Genomic DNA, 17259 nt, shown 5'->3' with positions numbered 1-17259 from the left:
GGCCTTGGACCGGAACCCGCCCAAAAATTGGGAGTAATAATATGAAAAAGTCTCTTCTGTCGGCAGTGGCTCTGACGGCGATGCTCGCCTTCAGCGGCAACGCGTGGGCCGACGTTCTCATCGCTGTCGCTGGTCCGCTGACTGGCCCGAACGCTGCGTTCGGCGCTCAGCTCCAGAAGGGTGCGGAGCAGGCGGTCGCCGACATCAACGCGGCTGGCGGCATCAACGGCGAGCAGATCAAGATCGAACTCGGCGACGACGTCTCCGACCCGAAGCAGGGCATCTCGGTCGCCAACAAGTTCGCTGCTGACGGCGTCAAGTTCGTCATCGGCCACTTCAACTCGGGCGTTTCGATCCCGGCTTCGGAAGTCTATGCCGAAAACGGCATCCTCGAAATCACCCCGGCCGCGACGAACCCGACCTTCACGGAACGGGGCCTCTGGAACACGTTCCGCACCTGCGGCCGTGACGACCAGCAGGGTGCCATCGCCGGCAAATACCTTGCCGATCACTTCAAGGACGCCAAGATCGCTGTCGTTCACGACAAGACCCCCTACGGTCAGGGCCTTGCCGACGAAACCAAGAAGGCTATGAATGCCGCCGGCGTCACGGAAGTCATATACGAAGGCATCAACGTCGGCGACAAGGACTTCTCGGCCCTCATCGCCAAGATGAAGGAAGCTGGCGTCTCGATCATCTATTGGGGTGGTCTGCACACCGAAGCTGGTCTCATCATCCGCCAGGCGGCTGACCAGGGTCTGAAGGCGACGCTGGTTTCGGGCGACGGTATCGTTTCGAACGAACTGGCCTCGATTGCTGGTGACGCCGTCGCCGGTACGCTGAACACCTTCGGCCCCGATCCGACAGCGAACCCTGCGAACAAGGAACTCGTCGAAAAGTTCAAGGCCGCTGGTTTCAATCCGGAAGCCTACACGCTCTATTCCTACGCTGCGATGCAGACGATCGCCGGGGCCGCCAAGGCTGCCGGTTCGCTGGATCCTGAGGCTGTTGCCAAGGCCATGAAGGAAAAAGGCCCGTTCCCGACCGTTCTCGGCGACATTTCGTTCGACGAAAAGGGCGACCCGAAGATCCCTGGCTACATCATGTACGAATGGAAGAAGGGTCCGGACGGCAAGTACAGCTACTTCCCGCAGGGCATGTAAGCCTCGCTCCCTTTTATGAGATAAGATTATCGAAGCCCGGTTCTCCGGCCGGGCTTCTTTCTTTTCGCGGACGTTTCAATTTTCGCCTGGCTGGTCTAACTCTTGGCATCGTTTTGAAGCATTGAGCGGAACCCTCCATGTCCAAACCCCGCATTCTCGTCACCCGGCGCTGGCCAGCCTCGGTGGAAACTGTCCTTGCCGAACGTTTCGATGTGACGTTCAATCGTGAAGATATTCCGCTCGGCGAAAGCGAGATGCGGCTGGCGCTCTCGACCTATGATGCCGTATTGCCGACGGTTTCCGATCGGTTGCCGGCCGCCGTCTTTGACGGTGTGCCTGTCGTCACCAAGATCCTCGGCAATTTCGGGGTCGGCTACAATCACATCGATATATCAGCCGCCAGGGCGAGGGGCATTGCGGTGACGAATACGCCGGGCGTGCTGACCGACTGCACGGCCGATATCGCCATGCTGCTGCTGCTCTCCATTGCCCGGCGCGGCGGTGAGGGCGAGCGGCAGGTACGCGCTGGTGAATGGAAGGGCTGGTGCCCGACGCATATGGTCGGCACCAAGGTGACCGGGAAGACGGTCGGCATTATCGGTTTCGGCCGTATCGGCAAGGCCTTCGCGCAACGCTGCCATTTCGGCTTCGGCATGGATGTGGTGTTCTTCAACCGTTCGCCGATCGATCCGGCGGAGGCGGCGCGTTACGGCGCGCGGCAGCTGGCGACGATCGAGGCCGTGCTGGCGGTGGCCGATTTTGTCTCGCTGCATTGCCCAGGTGGAGCAGAGAACCGACACCTAATGAATGCGGCGCGGCTTGCGGCGATGAAGCCGGGCGCCTTTCTCATCAATACGGCGCGTGGCGACGTGGTGGATGAGGCGGCGCTGATTGCAGCGCTCAAGGCGGGCAAGATCCGCGGCGCCGGGCTTGACGTCTACGAGGCGGAACCTGATGTGCCGGAGGCACTGCGGCGGATGGAGAACGTCGTGGTACTGCCGCATCTCGGCAGTGCTACGGAAGAGACGCGGACCGCCATGGGCATGAAGGTGGTTGACAACGTGACGGCGTTTTTCGAGGGCAGGGATGCGCCGGATCGGGTGGTTTAGAGCGGGATTGTTTTATGTCCGTTCATATCCGGCTTCCTTGAAGTAGTTTTGGCACTCTTTCGGCGAGACGGTTTGAAGGGTGGCTGCCAGCGCGTCGTCGATGGCCTGTCGGGTTCGAGCCTGCGCCTTGCGCAGCTCGTGCTTGATCTTGGCGAAGAGTTTTTCGATCGGATTGAGATCGGGGGAATACTGCGGCAGGAAGAACAATCTGGCGCCGGCCTTGCGGATGGCGGCACGGATAGCGCCGGCCTTGTGCGAGCCGAGATTATCCATGACGACGATGTCGCCGGGTTTGAGCTCCGGTACCAGCACCCTCTCGACATAGATGCGAAAGCGTTCGCCATTGATCGGGCCGTCGATGATCCACGGTGCGCTGACGCGGTCGGCCCTGAGGGCTGCGACAAAAGTCATGGTATTCCAGTGGCCGAAGGGCGCATGGCCCAACAGCCGTTCGCCGCGCGGCGCCCAGCCCCTGAGCGGCGTCATATTCGTCTTCGTCCAGGTTTCGTCGATAAAGACAAGGCGAGATGGATCGATGCGATGGCGATGCTTCAGCCAGCGCGCCCGCCGGGCGGCAACATCGGGCCGCTCGCGCTCGCTGGCGACCAACGTCTTTTTTTATAACTCAGCCCTTCCTCATGCACGAAGGTCCGGACGGCGCTGTAATCCACTTTCAGGCCGCGCTCTCCGAGTTCCGCCACCAACCCGCGCAAGGTGAACGCCTGCATGTGGCAGCGATCGATCAACCAGACCCGATGTTTACCTGAGATCGCCCGTGGCTTGTGCCCGCCCATCTGGCCGGGAGCCGCGCTGCCCGTCTCACGCAAGCGCCGGACCCAGTCGATCGCGGTGCTGATGCCAATGCCGAAGCGCTTTGCCGCCGCTCGACACGACAGGCCCTCGCGCGTTACTGCGCCAACAACGCGTTCCCGAAGATCATCCGAAAAAGGTTTCGCCATCCAGACCGGCCTCCTGCACCGGCCAGAATGGTGAATCTGATTTGCACCAGAAAGGGAATCCCTGTTCCGATTCCGACTAAAACAATCCCGCTCTAGCGCCTGGAGTATGATGCCGAAAAGTGTGAGCGGTTTTCGGACGACATCATGCTCTCACCATTTAATTTAGAACAGGATCCAGATTTTAGGCCGAACAGAGCTAAGATCATGCTGTTCCAGCCTCCAACACCATCTCATATCTCGTAGAGCACATGCGTGGCTTTCACGGCGGCCGAGGCCCGGTTCTCGACGCCGAGCTTCACGTAAATCTGTTCGAGGTGCTTGTTTACCGTCCGCGCCGACAGTCCCAATATTTCGCCGATGTCGCGGTTGGCTTTGCCCTTGGCGATCCAGAGCAGCACTTCGGATTCGCGCTGGGTGAGCGAGAAGCGCTGACGCAGCACCTCGTCGTCGCTGCGCTGATTGGCGGCGGTGAGGCGGAAGAGATATTCGTCAGGGCCGATTGCGCCCAGGAAGGCGAGCTGCAGCGCTGCCTGGCCAGCATGGGCGATCGAGATGATGCCATCGCGCACGGCCGCGACCCGGTCGCGCATCCAGCCAGCGATATGGCGTACGACGATTTCCATGCCGTCGTCGCTGCCCATGGCGGCATTGACCAGCCGTGTCGCCTGCGGCGTTGACCAGTGGATGGCGCCGTCGCCCTTGACTGCCAGCAGATGGCGGCCGGCTGCGTCCAGCGCAATGCGGGCGCTTTGGGCCGAGCGAGCGTTGCGCAAATGGACACGGATGCGGGCGCGCAGTTCGTCGATGTTGATCGGCTTGCTGAGATAATCGACGCCGCCGGATTCCAGCGCGTGCACAACATGCTCAGTCTCGGTCAGGCCCGTCATGAAGATGACAGGTACCTGCGCCGCCGCGGCGTTCGCCTTCAGCCGACGGCAGGTCTCGAAGCCGTCCATGCTCGGCATCACCGCGTCCAGCAGGATGAGATCGGGCGTGATGCGCTCGACGATACCAAGTGCCGCCGTGCCCGATGTGGCGATCAGCACGGAGAAGCCGGATTGTTCGAGTGCGTCGGTCAAGAAGCCGAGTGCTTCGGCCGAGTCGTCGACGAGCAGAACGATGTCGCGGGGGAGGGAGGCCGGCTCAGCCAATGGATTCCACCTTTTCGTCGAAGTCGTTCAGGAAGGTCATGAAGCCGGCGAGATCGAAGGCGGCGACATAGGCGCGAAGTTCCTCGGTGAATGGCTGATTTGCCTCCACCTTGGCAAGGTCCGAAAGCTTGGCTTCGATGCCTCTGATATAGCCGATCTCGCCGAGCCGCAGCAGTTCCTGCACATGGGCAGCACCGGGGCTCAGCATCGGCGCTTCGATCTTAAGGGGAACGGCTGGCGCGGCATCGGCATAGATCCACTTCAGGCCAAAATGCAGGGCGAGCTTATCACGGAGTTGGCGGATATCGACCGGCTTGCCGATGGCATCATTGTGGCTGTCGTCGCTGTCGCTGAGAACAGCCGCGTCACCGATATTGGCCGAGAGCATCAGCACTGGCGCCGTCTGGCCGGCCTCACGCAGACGCGAGACGAGCTGCCAGCCGTTCATGCCGGGCATCAGGATATCGACAAGGAAGAGGTCCGGCATAATGCCCTCGATCAGCGTCAGGCATTCGCCGCCGCCCGCTGCCGTCAGCACGATGAAATCGAGCGGCGCCAGGATTTCGCGCATCATCTCGCGATGGTCCTCGTTATCGTCGACGACGACGACCGTCCGACGCGGGCCGTCATAGCTGACAATGCGCTTTTCCTGCGGTGCGGCGGCCACGGCGCGCATGACGGCGGACAACATCAGGCGGACGCGGAAGCTCGAGCCTTCGTCCTTCACGCTCGAAACCGAGATCTCGCCACCCAGCGTGTTGGTCAGAAGCCGGGTGATCGTGAGGCCGAGGCCGAGCCCCGGCATTGGCCGCACGCTTTCGGCCTCGCCACGCTGGAAAGGCTCGTAGATGCGGGTCAGGTCTTTCTCACTGATGCCGCGCCCGGTATCGGCGACGGTGAAAGTCGCGACCTGGCTGCGATAGCCGACATCGAAGGTGACGCTACCCTCGTCGGTGAACTTGATGGCGTTGGAGAGCAGGTTGACGAGGATCTGGCGCAGCCGTTTCTCATCGGTGCGAACGAATTGCGGCAAGGCCGGCGGGCGTTCATGGATGAAGACGAGCCCCTTCGCCTGGGCCTGCGGGCGGAACATATCGACGATCTGGTCGAGGAAATCCTGGATGTTGATCTCGTTCGAATAGACCTGCAGGCGGCCGGCCTCGATCTTCGAGATATCGAGCAGGCCGTCGATCAGGCCGGAGAGATGTTCGGCGCTGCGGCGGATGACCTTGATCGAAGATTGGCGCGGCGTCGGGATCGTTTCGTCGCGCTCGAGGATCTGGGCGTAGCCGAGCACGGCGTTCAACGGTGTGCGCAACTCGTGGCTCAAGCCGACGACATAGCGGCTCTTGGCCCGGTTGGCGGCCTCGGCGGTTTCCTTGGCGTTCTGCAACGCGGCGTCGGTTTTCTTGTGGGCGGCGATTTCCTTGAGCAGCAGCGTGTTCTGGCGCGAGGATTCCTCCTCGGCGACGACGCGGCTGTCATGGGCAAGCACATAGAACCAGCAGACGACGCCTGATATCACCGAGAAGACGAAGAAGACGATGAGGATGGTGCGGTTGACGACCTCGGCCGTTTCAGGCGAGGCGGCGGCGACCTGATGGGCGATCATTGCCAGGATGGCGCCGATGGCGGTCAATGCCAGCACGACGGCGGTGCCGTAGCGGCCGAGGCGAGTCGTAAGCTTCTCGATGATGGTCTGAGGCAGCAGCACCTTGGCGACGGTGCCGACTTGGGCGTTGAAACGGGCGGCCGGCTTGCACATGTCGTGGCAGCGGCTGTCGAGCGAACAGCAGAGCGAGCAGATCGGCGCGGCATAGGCCGGACACCAGGCCATGTCCTCCGGTTCGAAGGGATGTTCGCAGACCGAGCAGGTGATGCTCGTCAGGTTCTTCCAGCTGTGGCGTGGCTTGCGGGCGAGATAGAACTTGCCTTTGGTCGCCCAGGCGATGACAGGCGAGGCGATCAATGCGACGACGAGGGTGATATAGGGCGCGAGCGAGGCGGCAATATCGCCGAAGGCGCCGAAATGAGCGATCAGCGATACGGCCGCCGACAACGTCATGGCGCCGAGGCCGACGGGGTTGATGTCGTAGAGATGGGCGCGCTTGAACTCGATGCCGGGGGGAGCAAGGCCCAGCGGCTTGTTGATGAAGAGATCCGCGGAGATCGTGCAGAGCCAGGCCATCGCAATGATCGAGAAGATGCCGAGTGTTTCCTCCAGCAGCCGGTAGATGCCGAGTTCCATCAGAAGCAGGGCGATTGCGACGTTGAACACCAGCCAGATGACGCGGCCGGGATGGCTGTGGGTTAGCCGCGAGAAGAAGTTGGACCAGGCGAGCGAGCCGGCATAGGCGTTCATCACGTTGATCTTCAGCTGCGAGACGACGACGAAGGCGGCCATCAACAGCAGCGCGGCATTGTGCCAGGGGACCATGTAGCCGAAGGCGGTCAGATACATTTGCGCCGGGTCGGCGGCGCGATCGAGGGGGACGCCCGAGGTGAAGGTCAGCACGACCAGAAATGAACCGGCAAGCAGCTTCGGCGCGCCGATGATGACCCAGCCGGGCCCGGCGAGAAAGATCGCCAGGCGGTGGCGCCACTTGCGCTGCGGGTCCGGCGGCAGGAAGCGCAGGAAGTCGGCCTGTTCGCCGATCTGCGACATCAGCGCCAGGATGACGGCGGAGGCAGCGCCGAATTCCACCAGATCGAATTCGGCGATGGTGCCGGGCGGGCCGGAGGCATGGCGGATGCCGGCGAAGGCGCGCCAGAGATCGAATTTTTCCCAGTCCAACAAGGCGATGAAGATCAAGGGAAGGATATTCAGCACGATCCAAAAGGGCTGGGTCATCAGCTGGAACTTGCTGATCAGCCGCACGCCGTGCGTCACCAGCGGGATTACCATGACGGCGCTGATGATGTAGCCGATCCAGAGCGGGATGCCGAGGGTGAGCTCCAGCGCGCCGGACATGATCGATGCCTCGATCGCAAACAGCATGAAGGTGAAGCTCGCATAGATCAGCGAGGTGATGGTCGAGCCGATATAGCCGAAGCCCGCGCCACGCGTCAGAAGATCGATGTCGACGCCGTGGCGGATGGCGTAGCGGCTGATCGGCAGGCCGATCGCCAGCATGGCGACCGAGGCGACGATAATGGCGTAAAAGGCGTTGGTCGTGCCGTAGGAAAGAGTGATCGCGCCGCCGATCGCCTCCAGCGCCAGAAAGGAGATCGCGCCGATCGCCGTCTGCGAGATCCGCTGCGAGGAGAAATGGCGAGCGCTCTTTGCGGTGAAGCGCAACGCGTAATCTTCCAGCGTCTGGTTGGCGACCCAGCGATTGTATTCGCGTCTCACCGGAATGATGCGTTGGCGCGCTGCCATGTCTTCCTTTCCGGCATTCCGGTTGGGCTCATCGTCTCTCCGGCAGTTTTGGCGGGATGGTTGGGAAAGGCAAGAGGCGGGCACCGACAGGTTCACAGAATGGCAATATTTTTGCAATTGATCTGTCACATGAGAGCTCTAACTCTCCCGGCGTTCGTTCAATCATTTCGGGTATCACCATGTCTGTTTTAAGCCTTTGCCGCCTGAGCACCGCCCTCGTCTGCCTTCTTTCCATCGTGCCATCGCTTGCCAGCGCCGAGCAGGCGACGGCGGCGAAAGCGCCTTATGCGCAGGCCGGAAACACCAACAAACGTGGTGACGCCTGCTTCTCGACGGTGGACACCAACGCCGCCGTTCATCTTCTCTCCGGCTTCCTCGAAATCTGGACCCCGCGCACGCCTTTCGTCGATGCGGGTGTCGAGGCCCCGGCCAAGGATAATTGCCCGGCGGTCGCCAAGACGGATTGGGACGGCATTCCTTCCAGCAAGACCGACGGCCATATCGTCAACCAGGCCGTCCATGACGCCAACATCGCCTATGTCGTCAAAGCGACGCGGGCGCGGACGGCCGATCAGGCCGTCGCCGCCTATCTCGACGATCGGCGCGGCAAGAATGCCAGCATCGTCGATGGCCTCGGTCCGCTGACGGATGCCTGGAAGGCCGGCTCGAAGCAGACCACCACGATCACCGAGGTGGCAGCCGATGCGACGACGGTCAAATATGATGACAAGGGCAACAATCGCGGCGCCGGCAGCAAGCCGGATGCGGAAAACAAGACCGACGCTAACCCCGATATGGGACTTGCGATCGACTTCATCAACGCCACCAGCGGTGACGGCTCGACGGAGCCGGCCAAACGCTATTTCAAATATGCCCGCCCCTACCGCTGGAGCCAGGACGTATCGGTCGTCCCAACGCTGGAGCCGGCCAAGGGTGGCAAGCCGGCCGAGGACGGCGGTTTCCCGAGCGGGCATACGGCGGAAGCCTGGCGGGATGCACTGGCCATGGCCTATCTCGTGCCGCAGCGCTTTCAGGAAATGATCACGCGTGCCAGCGAGCTGGGCGAAGACCGCATCCTCGCCGGCATGCATTCTCCTCTCGACGTGATGGGCGGCCGGATGCTTGGCACGGCCACGGTCGTCTACAATCTGAACAAGGCCGACAATGCCGCGCTGAAGAGCGATGCCTACGCCCAAGCGCAGTCATGGCTCGTCGCCAAATCAGGCGTTGCGGATGCGGGTGCACTCGAGGTTGCGGCCCATGCAGCACCGTTGGCCGCAGATCGTTTCGCCGATCATGACGCCAATCGCGCCTACGTGCTGCAGCGCTTGAGCTACGGCCTGCCGACGATCCATGCGACCGATCAGCCGGCGCGCGTGCCGCAGGGCGCCGAAGCGCTTCTCGAAACGCGTCTGCCCTATCTGGGCGGCGAGCAGCGCCGCGCCGTGCTGAAGTCGACGGAGATCGCCTCCGGCTACCCGCTGCTCGACGATGCGGAAGGTTACGGCCGTCTCAACCTCTTTGCGGCGGCCGACGGTTACGGTGCGTTCGAACAGGACGTGACCGTGACGATGGACGCGGCAAAGGGCGGTTTCAATTCGATCGACACCTGGCGGAACGACATCACCGGCAATGGCAGGCTGGTGAAGCGCGGCAGCGGCATTCTCGGGCTGTCGGGCGCCAACAGCTATGCCGGCGGTACCGTGCTGGAAGAGGGCGCACTGGTGGCCCTATCGCCCTCGGCCTTCGGTACAGGCGGCCTGACGGCCGACCGCGGTTCGCTCGTTCTGGCGGCGGAAAAGCCCGTGACCGTCGGCGGCGACTATCAGCAGCTTGCCACGGCCGTGTTGAAGCCGAGGCTCGGCGCGAACGGCGAGGGTACGCTGATCGTCCATGGCAAGGCGGTGCTGGCCGGCGAGCTCGATGTGACGCTTGCCGACGGTTTTGTCCCGACGCCTGGAACCAAGATCGAGATCCTGAAGGCGAGCGCCGTGACTGGCGCCTTCGAAAAGCTGACCGTCGCAGGCCATAGGGCGAGCCTCTCTTACGGTCCGACGTCGATCGTCTTGACGATCGACGGATAATTCCTGCGAGAGGATCGACCGGGCATCTCCCGCTTCGTGGGGATGCCACCTCTTCCGGCCTGCCTGTTTGCCCCCGGCGCCTACGTCAATCGACGTATGTGTTTTCGCGCTGCAGCACCCGATAGTTCTTTAAGCAACAGTTAATCTCCGTTTCCGGTCTGTTGCGGAACAAGAAGAGGGGAGTTCAACCAGATGAATCTCAAATCCACTATTACGGGCGCAGCGCTCGGCGCCATCATGGCGGCGTCGGCTGCCTTCGGCAGTGCAGTTGCCGCCGACGACACGATCAAGGTCGGCATTCTGCACTCGCTCTCCGGCACCATGGCGATCTCCGAGACCACGCTCAAGGATGCCATGCTGATGCTCATCGACGAGCAGAACAAGAAGGGCGGCCTTCTCGGCAAGAAGCTCGAGGCTGTCGTCGTCGACCCGGCTTCCGACTGGCCGCTGTTTGCCGAAAAGGCACGTGAGCTGATCCAGAAGGACAAGGTTGCCGCCGTCTTCGGTTGCTGGACGTCCTCGTCGCGCAAGTCCGTTCTGCCGGTTTTCGAAGAGACCAACTCGATCCTCTTCTACCCGGTCCAGTATGAAGGCGAAGAGTCCTCGCGCAACATCTTCTACACCGGTGCTGCTCCGAACCAGCAGGCCATCCCTGCCGTCGACTACCTGATGGAAAAAGAAGGCGTCAAGCGCTTCGTTCTCGAAGGTACGGACTACGTTTATCCGCGCACGACCAACAAGATTCTCGAGGCATACCTGATTTCGAAGGGTATTCCGAAAGAAGACATCATGACCAACTACACGCCGTTCGGCTTCTCCGACTGGCAAACCGAAGTTTCCAAGATCAAGGAATTCGGTTCGGCCGGCAAGAAGACCGCCGTCGTCTCTACGATCAACGGCGATGCCAACGTTCCGTTCTACAAGGAACTGGGCAACAAGGGCATCAAGGCAACAGACATCCCCGTCGTCGCCTTCTCGGTTGGCGAAGAAGAGCTTGCCGGCCTCGACACCAAGCCGCTCGTCGGCCATCTCGCTGCCTGGAACTACTTCGAGTCGGTCGAAAGCCCTGCCAACAAGAAGTTCATCAAGGACTGGCACGCCTTCACCAAGAACGACAAGCGCGTGACGAACGACCCGATGGAAGCTGCGTATATCGGCTTCAATGCATGGGTTAAGGCCGTCCAGGCTGCCGGCACGACCGATACCGACAAGGTTCTCGACACCATCATCGGCGTCAGCGTTCCGAACCTCTCCGGCGGTTATGCGACGGTCATGCCGAACCACCACATCACCAAGCCGGTGCTGATCGGTGAAATCCAGGCCGACGGCCAGTTCGAAATCGTCCAGCAGACACCTGCCGTCGTCGGCGACGAATGGTCGGACTTCCTGCCTGACTCCAAGGACCTGATCTCCGATTGGCGCAAGCCGATGTCCTGCGGCAACTTCAACGTCGCTACCGGCAAGTGCGGTGGCAAGGGCTCCTGAGTACGACCGCGATCCGATGATTGCATGAAGGCTTCCGTCCGGGTTTGATCCCGGGCGGAAGCTCCGTCCCAGCGATTGCGCCGCGAGGCCAACACTATCAAGGGCGAGAAAGCCGATGTATCGCGCCATAAAGATTTTCCTCATCACGATTTGCCTGACATTTTCGGGCCTCGTATTTTCAGGCTTTGCTTTTTCGGGCGTGATAACCTCGAGCGAAGTCCAGGCCCAGGACGATATCCACGTGCTTGTCGACGCGCTCGGCGTCGGCGATTTCCCGGAACGGGAAGCGGCCATCAAAGCGCTGGTCGCATCCAAGGAGCAGCATGTCAGCCAGATCCTGCAGCAGTTGAGCGACGGCCTTCTCTACGTCAATTCCGATGGCGGCCCGGTTCTCCTTCAGGGCGGTACCGATGACGAACCGACCTATTCCGATCCGATCACTGGCGAAGCCGCTGCCGATGTCGATCCGGATCTGATGACGAAGGTCAAGATCAACAACGCGCTTCGCGGCGTCATAGGCGCCGCTACCAGCCAGTTGACGCTGATGAGCCCGGACCGTTCCGCGCGGCTTGCCGCGGCGCAGGGCCTTCTGAAAGATGCCGATCCCGCCAATCTCGACCTGCTGAACTCGGCGCTTGCGGCCGAAAAGGACGCTGAGATCAAGAATACGATGGAAGCGGCGCGCGCAGTGCTGCTGCTCAAGACGGATGCGAGCGTCGAAGACAAGAAGACTGCGATCGATACAATCGCGGCGCGCGGCAATCGCGATGCACTGACCATCCTCACGACCACTCTCGAAACCGCGCCTGACGACCTGAAGCCGGCGATCCAGGCGGATATCAGCACCATCAATCGCAGCCTGGCGCTGTGGGATGTCGTCCAGAACATCTGGTACGGATTGTCTCTCGGCTCGGTACTGCTGCTTGCCGCGATCGGCCTTGCCATCACTTTCGGCGTCATGGGCGTCATCAACATGGCGCATGGCGAGATGGTGATGATCGGCGCCTACACCACCTATGTGGTGCAGGAGTACATCACCTCCGCCTTTCCTGAACTTGCCGATTATTCGCTGGCCTTTGCCGTGCCTGCGGCCTTCGTCTTTACCGGTTTCGTCGGTCTGGTGATCGAGCGCGCCGTCATCCGCTATCTTTACGGCCGGCCGCTCGAAACGCTGCTCGCCACCTGGGGCGTGTCGCTCATCCTGCAGCAGGCGGTGCGCAGCATCTTCGGCCCGACCAACCGCGAGGTCCGCAATCCGACCTGGATGTCCGGCGTCTTCGATCTCGGCGGGCTCTCCATCACCTGGAACCGACTGTGGATCATCGTCTTTTCGATGGTGGTCTTTGTGGCGCTGCTCCTGCTGCTCAAGCGGTCCGCCTTCGGCCTGCAAATGCGTGCCGTTACGCAGAACCGGCGCATGGCGTCGTCGATGGGCATCCGCACCGGCTGGGTCGATGCCTTCACCTTCGCGCTCGGCTCGGGCATTGCCGGCATCGCCGGCGTGGCGCTCAGCCAGATCGACAATGTCTCGCCGAACCTCGGTCAATCCTACATCATCGACAGCTTCATGGTCGTCGTCTTCGGCGGTGTCGGTAATCTCTGGGGTACGCTGGTCGGTGCACTCTCGCTCGGCGTCGTCAACAAGTTCCTCGAGCCCTTCGCCGGCGCCGTGCTCGGCAAGATCCTGGTGCTCGTCCTCATCATTCTCTTCATCCAGAAGCGTCCCCGCGGGCTCTTCGCACTCAAAGGAAGGGCGGTGGAAGCATGATAACGGCCTTCCTTCTCCGATCACTCGATCGCAAGATCGTCGTTGCCATCGCCCTCCTGCTTCTGGTCGCGGTCCTCGTGCCGGTCCTGAACCTGATGACGGGGCCGACCAATCCGCTGCACGTGCCGACTTATATCATGTCGCTGTTCGGCAAGTATCTGACCTATGCACTGCTGGCGCTGGCGCTTGATCTCGTCTGGGGCTTCTGCGGCATCCTCTCCCTCGGCCACGGTGCCTTCTTTGCGCTCGGTGGCTATGCGATGGGCATGTATCTGATGCGCCAGATCGGCACGCGCGGCAGCTACGGAGACCCTGTTCTGCCCGACTTCATGGTGTTCCTGAACTGGAAGGATCTGCCGTGGTTCTGGTACGGCTTCAACCATTTCTGGTTTGCGGCGCTGATGGTGCTCGTCGTGCCCGGCCTGCTCGCCTTCGTCTTCGGCTGGTTTGCCTTCCGCTCACGCGTCAATGGCGTCTATCTCTCGATCATCACCCAGGCGATGACTTACGCGCTGCTGCTGGCCTTCTTCCGCAATGACATGGGCTTCGGCGGCAATAACGGCCTTACCGATTTCAAGGACATTATCGGTTTCAACGTCCAGGCTGACGGCACGCGTGCAGTCCTCTTTGCGGCAACTGCGATCTTCCTGGCTCTGTCGCTGCTGCTTGCCTCGGCGATCGTGCGCTCGAAGTTCGGCAAGGTGCTGGTCGGCGTGCGCGATGCGGAAAGCCGCACGCGCTTCCTCGGCTACCGCGTCGAGCACTTCAAGCTCTTCACCTTCGTCGTCTCGGCGATGATGGCTGGTATTGCCGGTGCGCTCTACGTGCCGCAGGTCGGCATTATCAATCCCGGCGAATTCGCGCCTGCCAATTCGATCGAAGTCGTCATCTGGACGGCGGTGGGCGGGCGGGCGACGCTGATCGGTCCGATCATCGGCGCGATCCTCGTCAACGGCGGCAAGACGATCTTCACCGGCCTCTTCCCGGAGTTCTGGCTGTTTGCGCTGGGCGGTCTCTTCGTCGCCGTCACGCTGTTCCTGCCGAAGGGCGTCGTCGGCACGATTTCGCAATATCTCGGCAAGCGGAAGGTCGTCTCCAAGGCTGCCCCGCCGGCTGTTGAGGAAGACGGTATCGAGCCGAAAATCCAGGCAGCGGAGTGAGCGCCATGATCCCCGACGTCAAACCCACCAGCGTGCTTTATCTCAACGGCGTCTCGGTTTCCTTCGACGGCTTCAAGGCGCTGAATTCGCTGTCGATCGTCATCGAACCCGGTGAACTCAGAGCCATCATCGGCCCGAACGGCGCCGGCAAGACGACGATGATGGATATCATCACCGGCAAGACCAGGCCCGACGAGGGCGAAGTTTTCTTCAACGGCACGATCGATCTCACCAAGAAGGACGAGGCCGATATCGCCCAGCTCGGCATCGGCCGCAAGTTCCAGAAGCCGACGGTCTTCGAGAGCCATACGGTCTGGGACAATCTGGAGCTGGCGTTGAACCGCCGTCGCGGCGTGTTCTCAACGCTGTTCTACCGGCTTTCGGGCGAGGACAAGACGCGCATCGAGGAGATCCTCGAAACGGTGCGGCTGACGCATCGCCGCGACGAATTCGCCGCCAATCTCTCGCACGGGCAGAAACAATGGCTGGAGATCGGCATGCTGCTGGCGCAGGAGCCGAAGCTCCTGCTCGTCGACGAGCCGGTGGCCGGCATGACCGATGCGGAGACGGCGGAAACTGCAATCCTGCTCAAGGATATCGCCAAAACCCGGTCGGTCGTCGTCGTCGAACATGACATGGGCTTCATCCGGGACCTCGGCGTCAAGGTGACCTGCCTTGCTGAAGGCTCGGTGCTGGCGGAAGGCTCGATCGACTTTGTGAGTTCGGATCCGAAGGTCATCGAGAACTATTTGGGGCGGTGAGGGACGATGGATGCATCGGATGTTTGTGGGTGTGTTGCCCCTCCCCAACCCCTCCCCACAAGGGGGAGGGGCTTAACCAAGAGGCTCGCTCATCGCTACGAGCGCCAGCTTGTCTATGATCTCCTGGGGAGTGGGAGGGCAGCTCCGAGTTTGCCCCTCCCCCTTGTGGGGAGGGGTTGGGGAGGGGTCTTTTTTGGACCCGCAAAGATTCAGGAGACGGCATCATGCTGACAGTCGAAAACGCAAACCTCCACTACGGTGCCGCTCAGGCGCTGCGCGGCATCTCGATCAAAGCGGAGATGGGCAAGATCACCTGCGTGCTGGGGCGTAACGGCGTGGGGAAGAGTTCTCTTCTGCGCGCCGTTACCGGCCAGCACCCGCTGTCGGCCGGTACCGTCACCTTCAATGATACCAAGCTCAACGGCCTGCCGCCCTTTGCCCGCGCCAAGCGGGGCATCGGCTATGTGCCGCAGGGGCGCGAAATCTTCCCGCTGCTCACCGTCAAGGAAAATCTCGAAACCGGCTTTGCTCCGCTTGGCCGCCGCGACCGCAACATCCCCGATGACATCTTCAGTCTCTTCCCGGTGCTGAAGTCGATGTTGTCACGTCGCGGCGGCGATCTTTCCGGCGGGCAGCAGCAGCAGTTGGCGATCGGGCGGGCCATGGTGACGCGGCCTCGGATTCTCGTGCTCGACGAGCCGACCGAGGGCATTCAGCCGTCGATCATCAAGGATATCGGCCGGGCGATCCGTTACCTGCGCGACTCCACCGGCATGGCGATCCTGCTCGTCGAGCAGTATCTCGATTTCTGCCGCGAGCTTGCTGACTATGTTTACATCATGGACCGCGGCGAAATCGTGCATGAAGGGCTTGCCGAGACGCTGGATACGCCGGAGGCCCGCCGCCACCTGACTGTCTGACTGTCTGGCTGGCAGATGCCGCATTTTGCAGCAGAAGGCGCGGCGCCTGGAAAACCTTCCGCCGCCGCCAAAGGTCTGCCCGGTGCGGCATAGGAATTGCTTGCTTTCCGCTATCCGCGCGCTTGAATGAAAACCAGGGGCGCGACCGAAAGGGACGATATGACGATTGCGGCGGCAGGCACGAGACCGCAAAGAGCCGAAGGGCGAGGGCATCTGACGGCAAAGCTGTTCGATGGCCGCACGCGCATCCGTGAACTCTATCAGGAGGGGACAGCGAAGATCCGCCTGCCCGACACCTTCGACGCCTCCATGGAAGCCGTCATCATCAATACCGCTGGCGGTTTGACGGGCGGCGATCGGATGGATTGGAGCGTGGATGCCGGCGCCGGCACGCGCATCGACGTCACCACTCAGGCCTGCGAGAAGATCTACAAGGCATCGGCCGGCATCGCCGAGGTGGCGACCAGCATCACGGTCGGAGCCCAAGCCCGCGTCGACTGGCTGCCGCAGGAAACGATCCTCTTCGACCGGGCCGCACTTTTTCGCCGGCTGGACGTCGATCTTGACGAGAGCGGCGAATTTCTGGCCGTCGAAGCCGTGCTGCTCGGCCGCAAGGCGATGGGTGAGGCGGTGATATCAGGGCTGTTCCGTGACCGCTGGCGCATCCGCCGCTCGGGTCAACTGATCCACGCCGAAGAACTGAGACTTTCCGAAGCTGTGGCGGCGCTGGCGGCGCGGCAGGCCGTGCTCGGCGGACAGGTGGCCTTTGCGACGCTGTTTTATGCCGGGCCGCTTTCAGAAGCCTATCTCGGCAAGGTCCGGCCGCTCGTCGAAGGATCGATGGGCGGTGCGAGCGCTTGGAATGGCAAGCTCGTCGTCCGCCTGGCAGCGGCCGACGGCTTCTCACTCAGAAAAATCCTGATCCCGGTCATTTCCGCCTTGCGCAATGGTGCGCCTGTGCCGAAAGTCTGGAATCTATGAACTTCAGCATTCGATCAAGCAGATGGACAAGCGATGAACCTCACTCCGAGAGAAAAAGACAAGCTGTTGATTTCGATGGCGGCGATGGTGGCGCGGCGGCGGCTGGAGCGCGGCGTCAAGCTGAATTATCCCGAAGCGATCGCGCTGATCAGCGACTTCGTCGTCGAAGGCGCCCGCGACGGCCGCCCGGTTGCCGAGTTGATGGAAGCAGGCGCCCATGTGATCGGCCGCGACCAGGTGATGGAGGGGATTGCCGAGATGATCCACGACGTGCAGGTGGAGGCGACGTTCCCTGATGGAACCAAGCTCGTCACCGTGCACGAGCCGATCCGTTGAGGA

At 61.8% G+C, this 17259-nt stretch carries 13 protein-coding genes; 10 read left to right on the top strand and 3 right to left on the bottom strand.

Annotation, left to right across the window (positions count from 1 at the left end; translation table 11 throughout):
* The first annotated feature begins 41 nt into the window (after positions 1 to 41).
* Both N2A41_RS16840 and N2A41_RS16835 read left to right on the top strand, forming a co-directional pair.
* Positions 42 to 1163 (top strand): branched-chain amino acid ABC transporter substrate-binding protein, encoded by a 1122-nt coding sequence (locus N2A41_RS16840; protein ID WP_162117950.1) that lies wholly within the window; start codon positions 42 to 44, stop codon positions 1161 to 1163.
* 137 nt (positions 1164 to 1300) lie between these two features.
* Complete coding sequence (locus N2A41_RS16835) at positions 1301 to 2272, top strand: 2-hydroxyacid dehydrogenase (protein ID WP_260109281.1); 972 nt, start codon at positions 1301 to 1303, stop codon at positions 2270 to 2272.
* 12 nt (positions 2273 to 2284) lie between these two features.
* Here the strand turns inward: N2A41_RS16835 and N2A41_RS16830 are convergent.
* The 3 genes from N2A41_RS16830 to N2A41_RS16820 form a co-directional block, all read right to left on the bottom strand.
* A protein-coding gene (locus N2A41_RS16830) for an IS630 family transposase (protein ID WP_222282285.1) occupies positions 2285 to 3231 on the bottom strand; the annotation gives its coding sequence in 2 pieces (ribosomal slippage) (positions 2285 to 2890 and positions 2893 to 3231; 945 coding nt in all).
* A 230-nt stretch (positions 3232 to 3461) separates the two neighbouring features.
* The gene (locus N2A41_RS16825; protein WP_260109280.1) at positions 3462 to 4382 is read right to left on the bottom strand and encodes a response regulator transcription factor; all 921 of its coding nucleotides are present in this window, start codon (positions 4380 to 4382) and stop codon (positions 3462 to 3464) included.
* Complete coding sequence (locus N2A41_RS16820; RefSeq protein ID WP_260109279.1) at positions 4375 to 7761, bottom strand: hybrid sensor histidine kinase/response regulator; 3387 nt, start codon at positions 7759 to 7761, stop codon at positions 4375 to 4377. The genes N2A41_RS16825 and N2A41_RS16820 overlap by 8 nt, the downstream gene beginning before the upstream one ends.
* A gap of 179 nt (positions 7762 to 7940) precedes the next feature.
* Between N2A41_RS16820 and N2A41_RS16815 the strand changes: the two genes are divergently transcribed.
* The 8 genes from N2A41_RS16815 to N2A41_RS16780 all read left to right on the top strand — a co-directional run bounded on the left by N2A41_RS16815 (position 7941) and on the right by N2A41_RS16780 (position 17256).
* Positions 7941 to 9845, top strand: coding sequence for an acid phosphatase (locus tag N2A41_RS16815; protein ID WP_260109278.1), 1905 nt, complete (start codon positions 7941 to 7943; stop codon positions 9843 to 9845).
* Between the two features lie 192 nt (positions 9846 to 10037).
* A complete protein-coding gene (urtA, locus tag N2A41_RS16810) occupies positions 10038 to 11330 on the top strand; it encodes an urea ABC transporter substrate-binding protein (protein ID WP_017965831.1) in 1293 nt (430 codons plus the stop codon).
* Between the two features lie 115 nt (positions 11331 to 11445).
* Positions 11446 to 13098, top strand: a complete 1653-nt coding sequence (gene urtB, locus N2A41_RS16805) for an urea ABC transporter permease subunit UrtB (RefSeq protein ID WP_260109277.1) — start codon at positions 11446 to 11448, stop codon at positions 13096 to 13098.
* Positions 13095 to 14258 (top strand): urea ABC transporter permease subunit UrtC, encoded by a 1164-nt coding sequence (gene urtC, locus N2A41_RS16800; protein ID WP_170261680.1) that lies wholly within the window; start codon positions 13095 to 13097, stop codon positions 14256 to 14258. Before urtB ends, urtC begins: the two co-directional genes overlap by 4 nt.
* Positions 14259 to 14263: 5 nt before the next feature.
* A complete protein-coding gene (urtD, locus tag N2A41_RS16795) occupies positions 14264 to 15019 on the top strand; it encodes an urea ABC transporter ATP-binding protein UrtD (protein WP_020486145.1) in 756 nt (251 codons plus the stop codon).
* Between the two features lie 224 nt (positions 15020 to 15243).
* Positions 15244 to 15939, top strand: coding sequence for an urea ABC transporter ATP-binding subunit UrtE (gene urtE, locus N2A41_RS16790; protein ID WP_260109276.1), 696 nt, complete (start codon positions 15244 to 15246; stop codon positions 15937 to 15939).
* 159 nt (positions 15940 to 16098) lie between these two features.
* Positions 16099 to 16920: an urease accessory protein UreD gene (locus N2A41_RS16785; RefSeq protein WP_260111064.1), complete on the top strand. Its 822-nt coding sequence runs from the start codon at positions 16099 to 16101 to the stop codon at positions 16918 to 16920.
* Between the two features lie 33 nt (positions 16921 to 16953).
* Positions 16954 to 17256, top strand: a complete 303-nt coding sequence (locus N2A41_RS16780; protein WP_003561955.1) for an urease subunit gamma — start codon at positions 16954 to 16956, stop codon at positions 17254 to 17256.
* Positions 17257 to 17259 lie beyond the last annotated feature (3 nt).

Source organism: Rhizobium sp. SRDI969, from assembly GCF_025152725.1.
In the GTDB taxonomy this organism is placed as follows: Bacteria; Pseudomonadota; Alphaproteobacteria; order Rhizobiales; family Rhizobiaceae; genus Rhizobium; species Rhizobium leguminosarum_I.
Note: the sequence above shows the minus strand (reverse complement) of the source record. Positions and strands in the feature narration are given on the sequence as shown.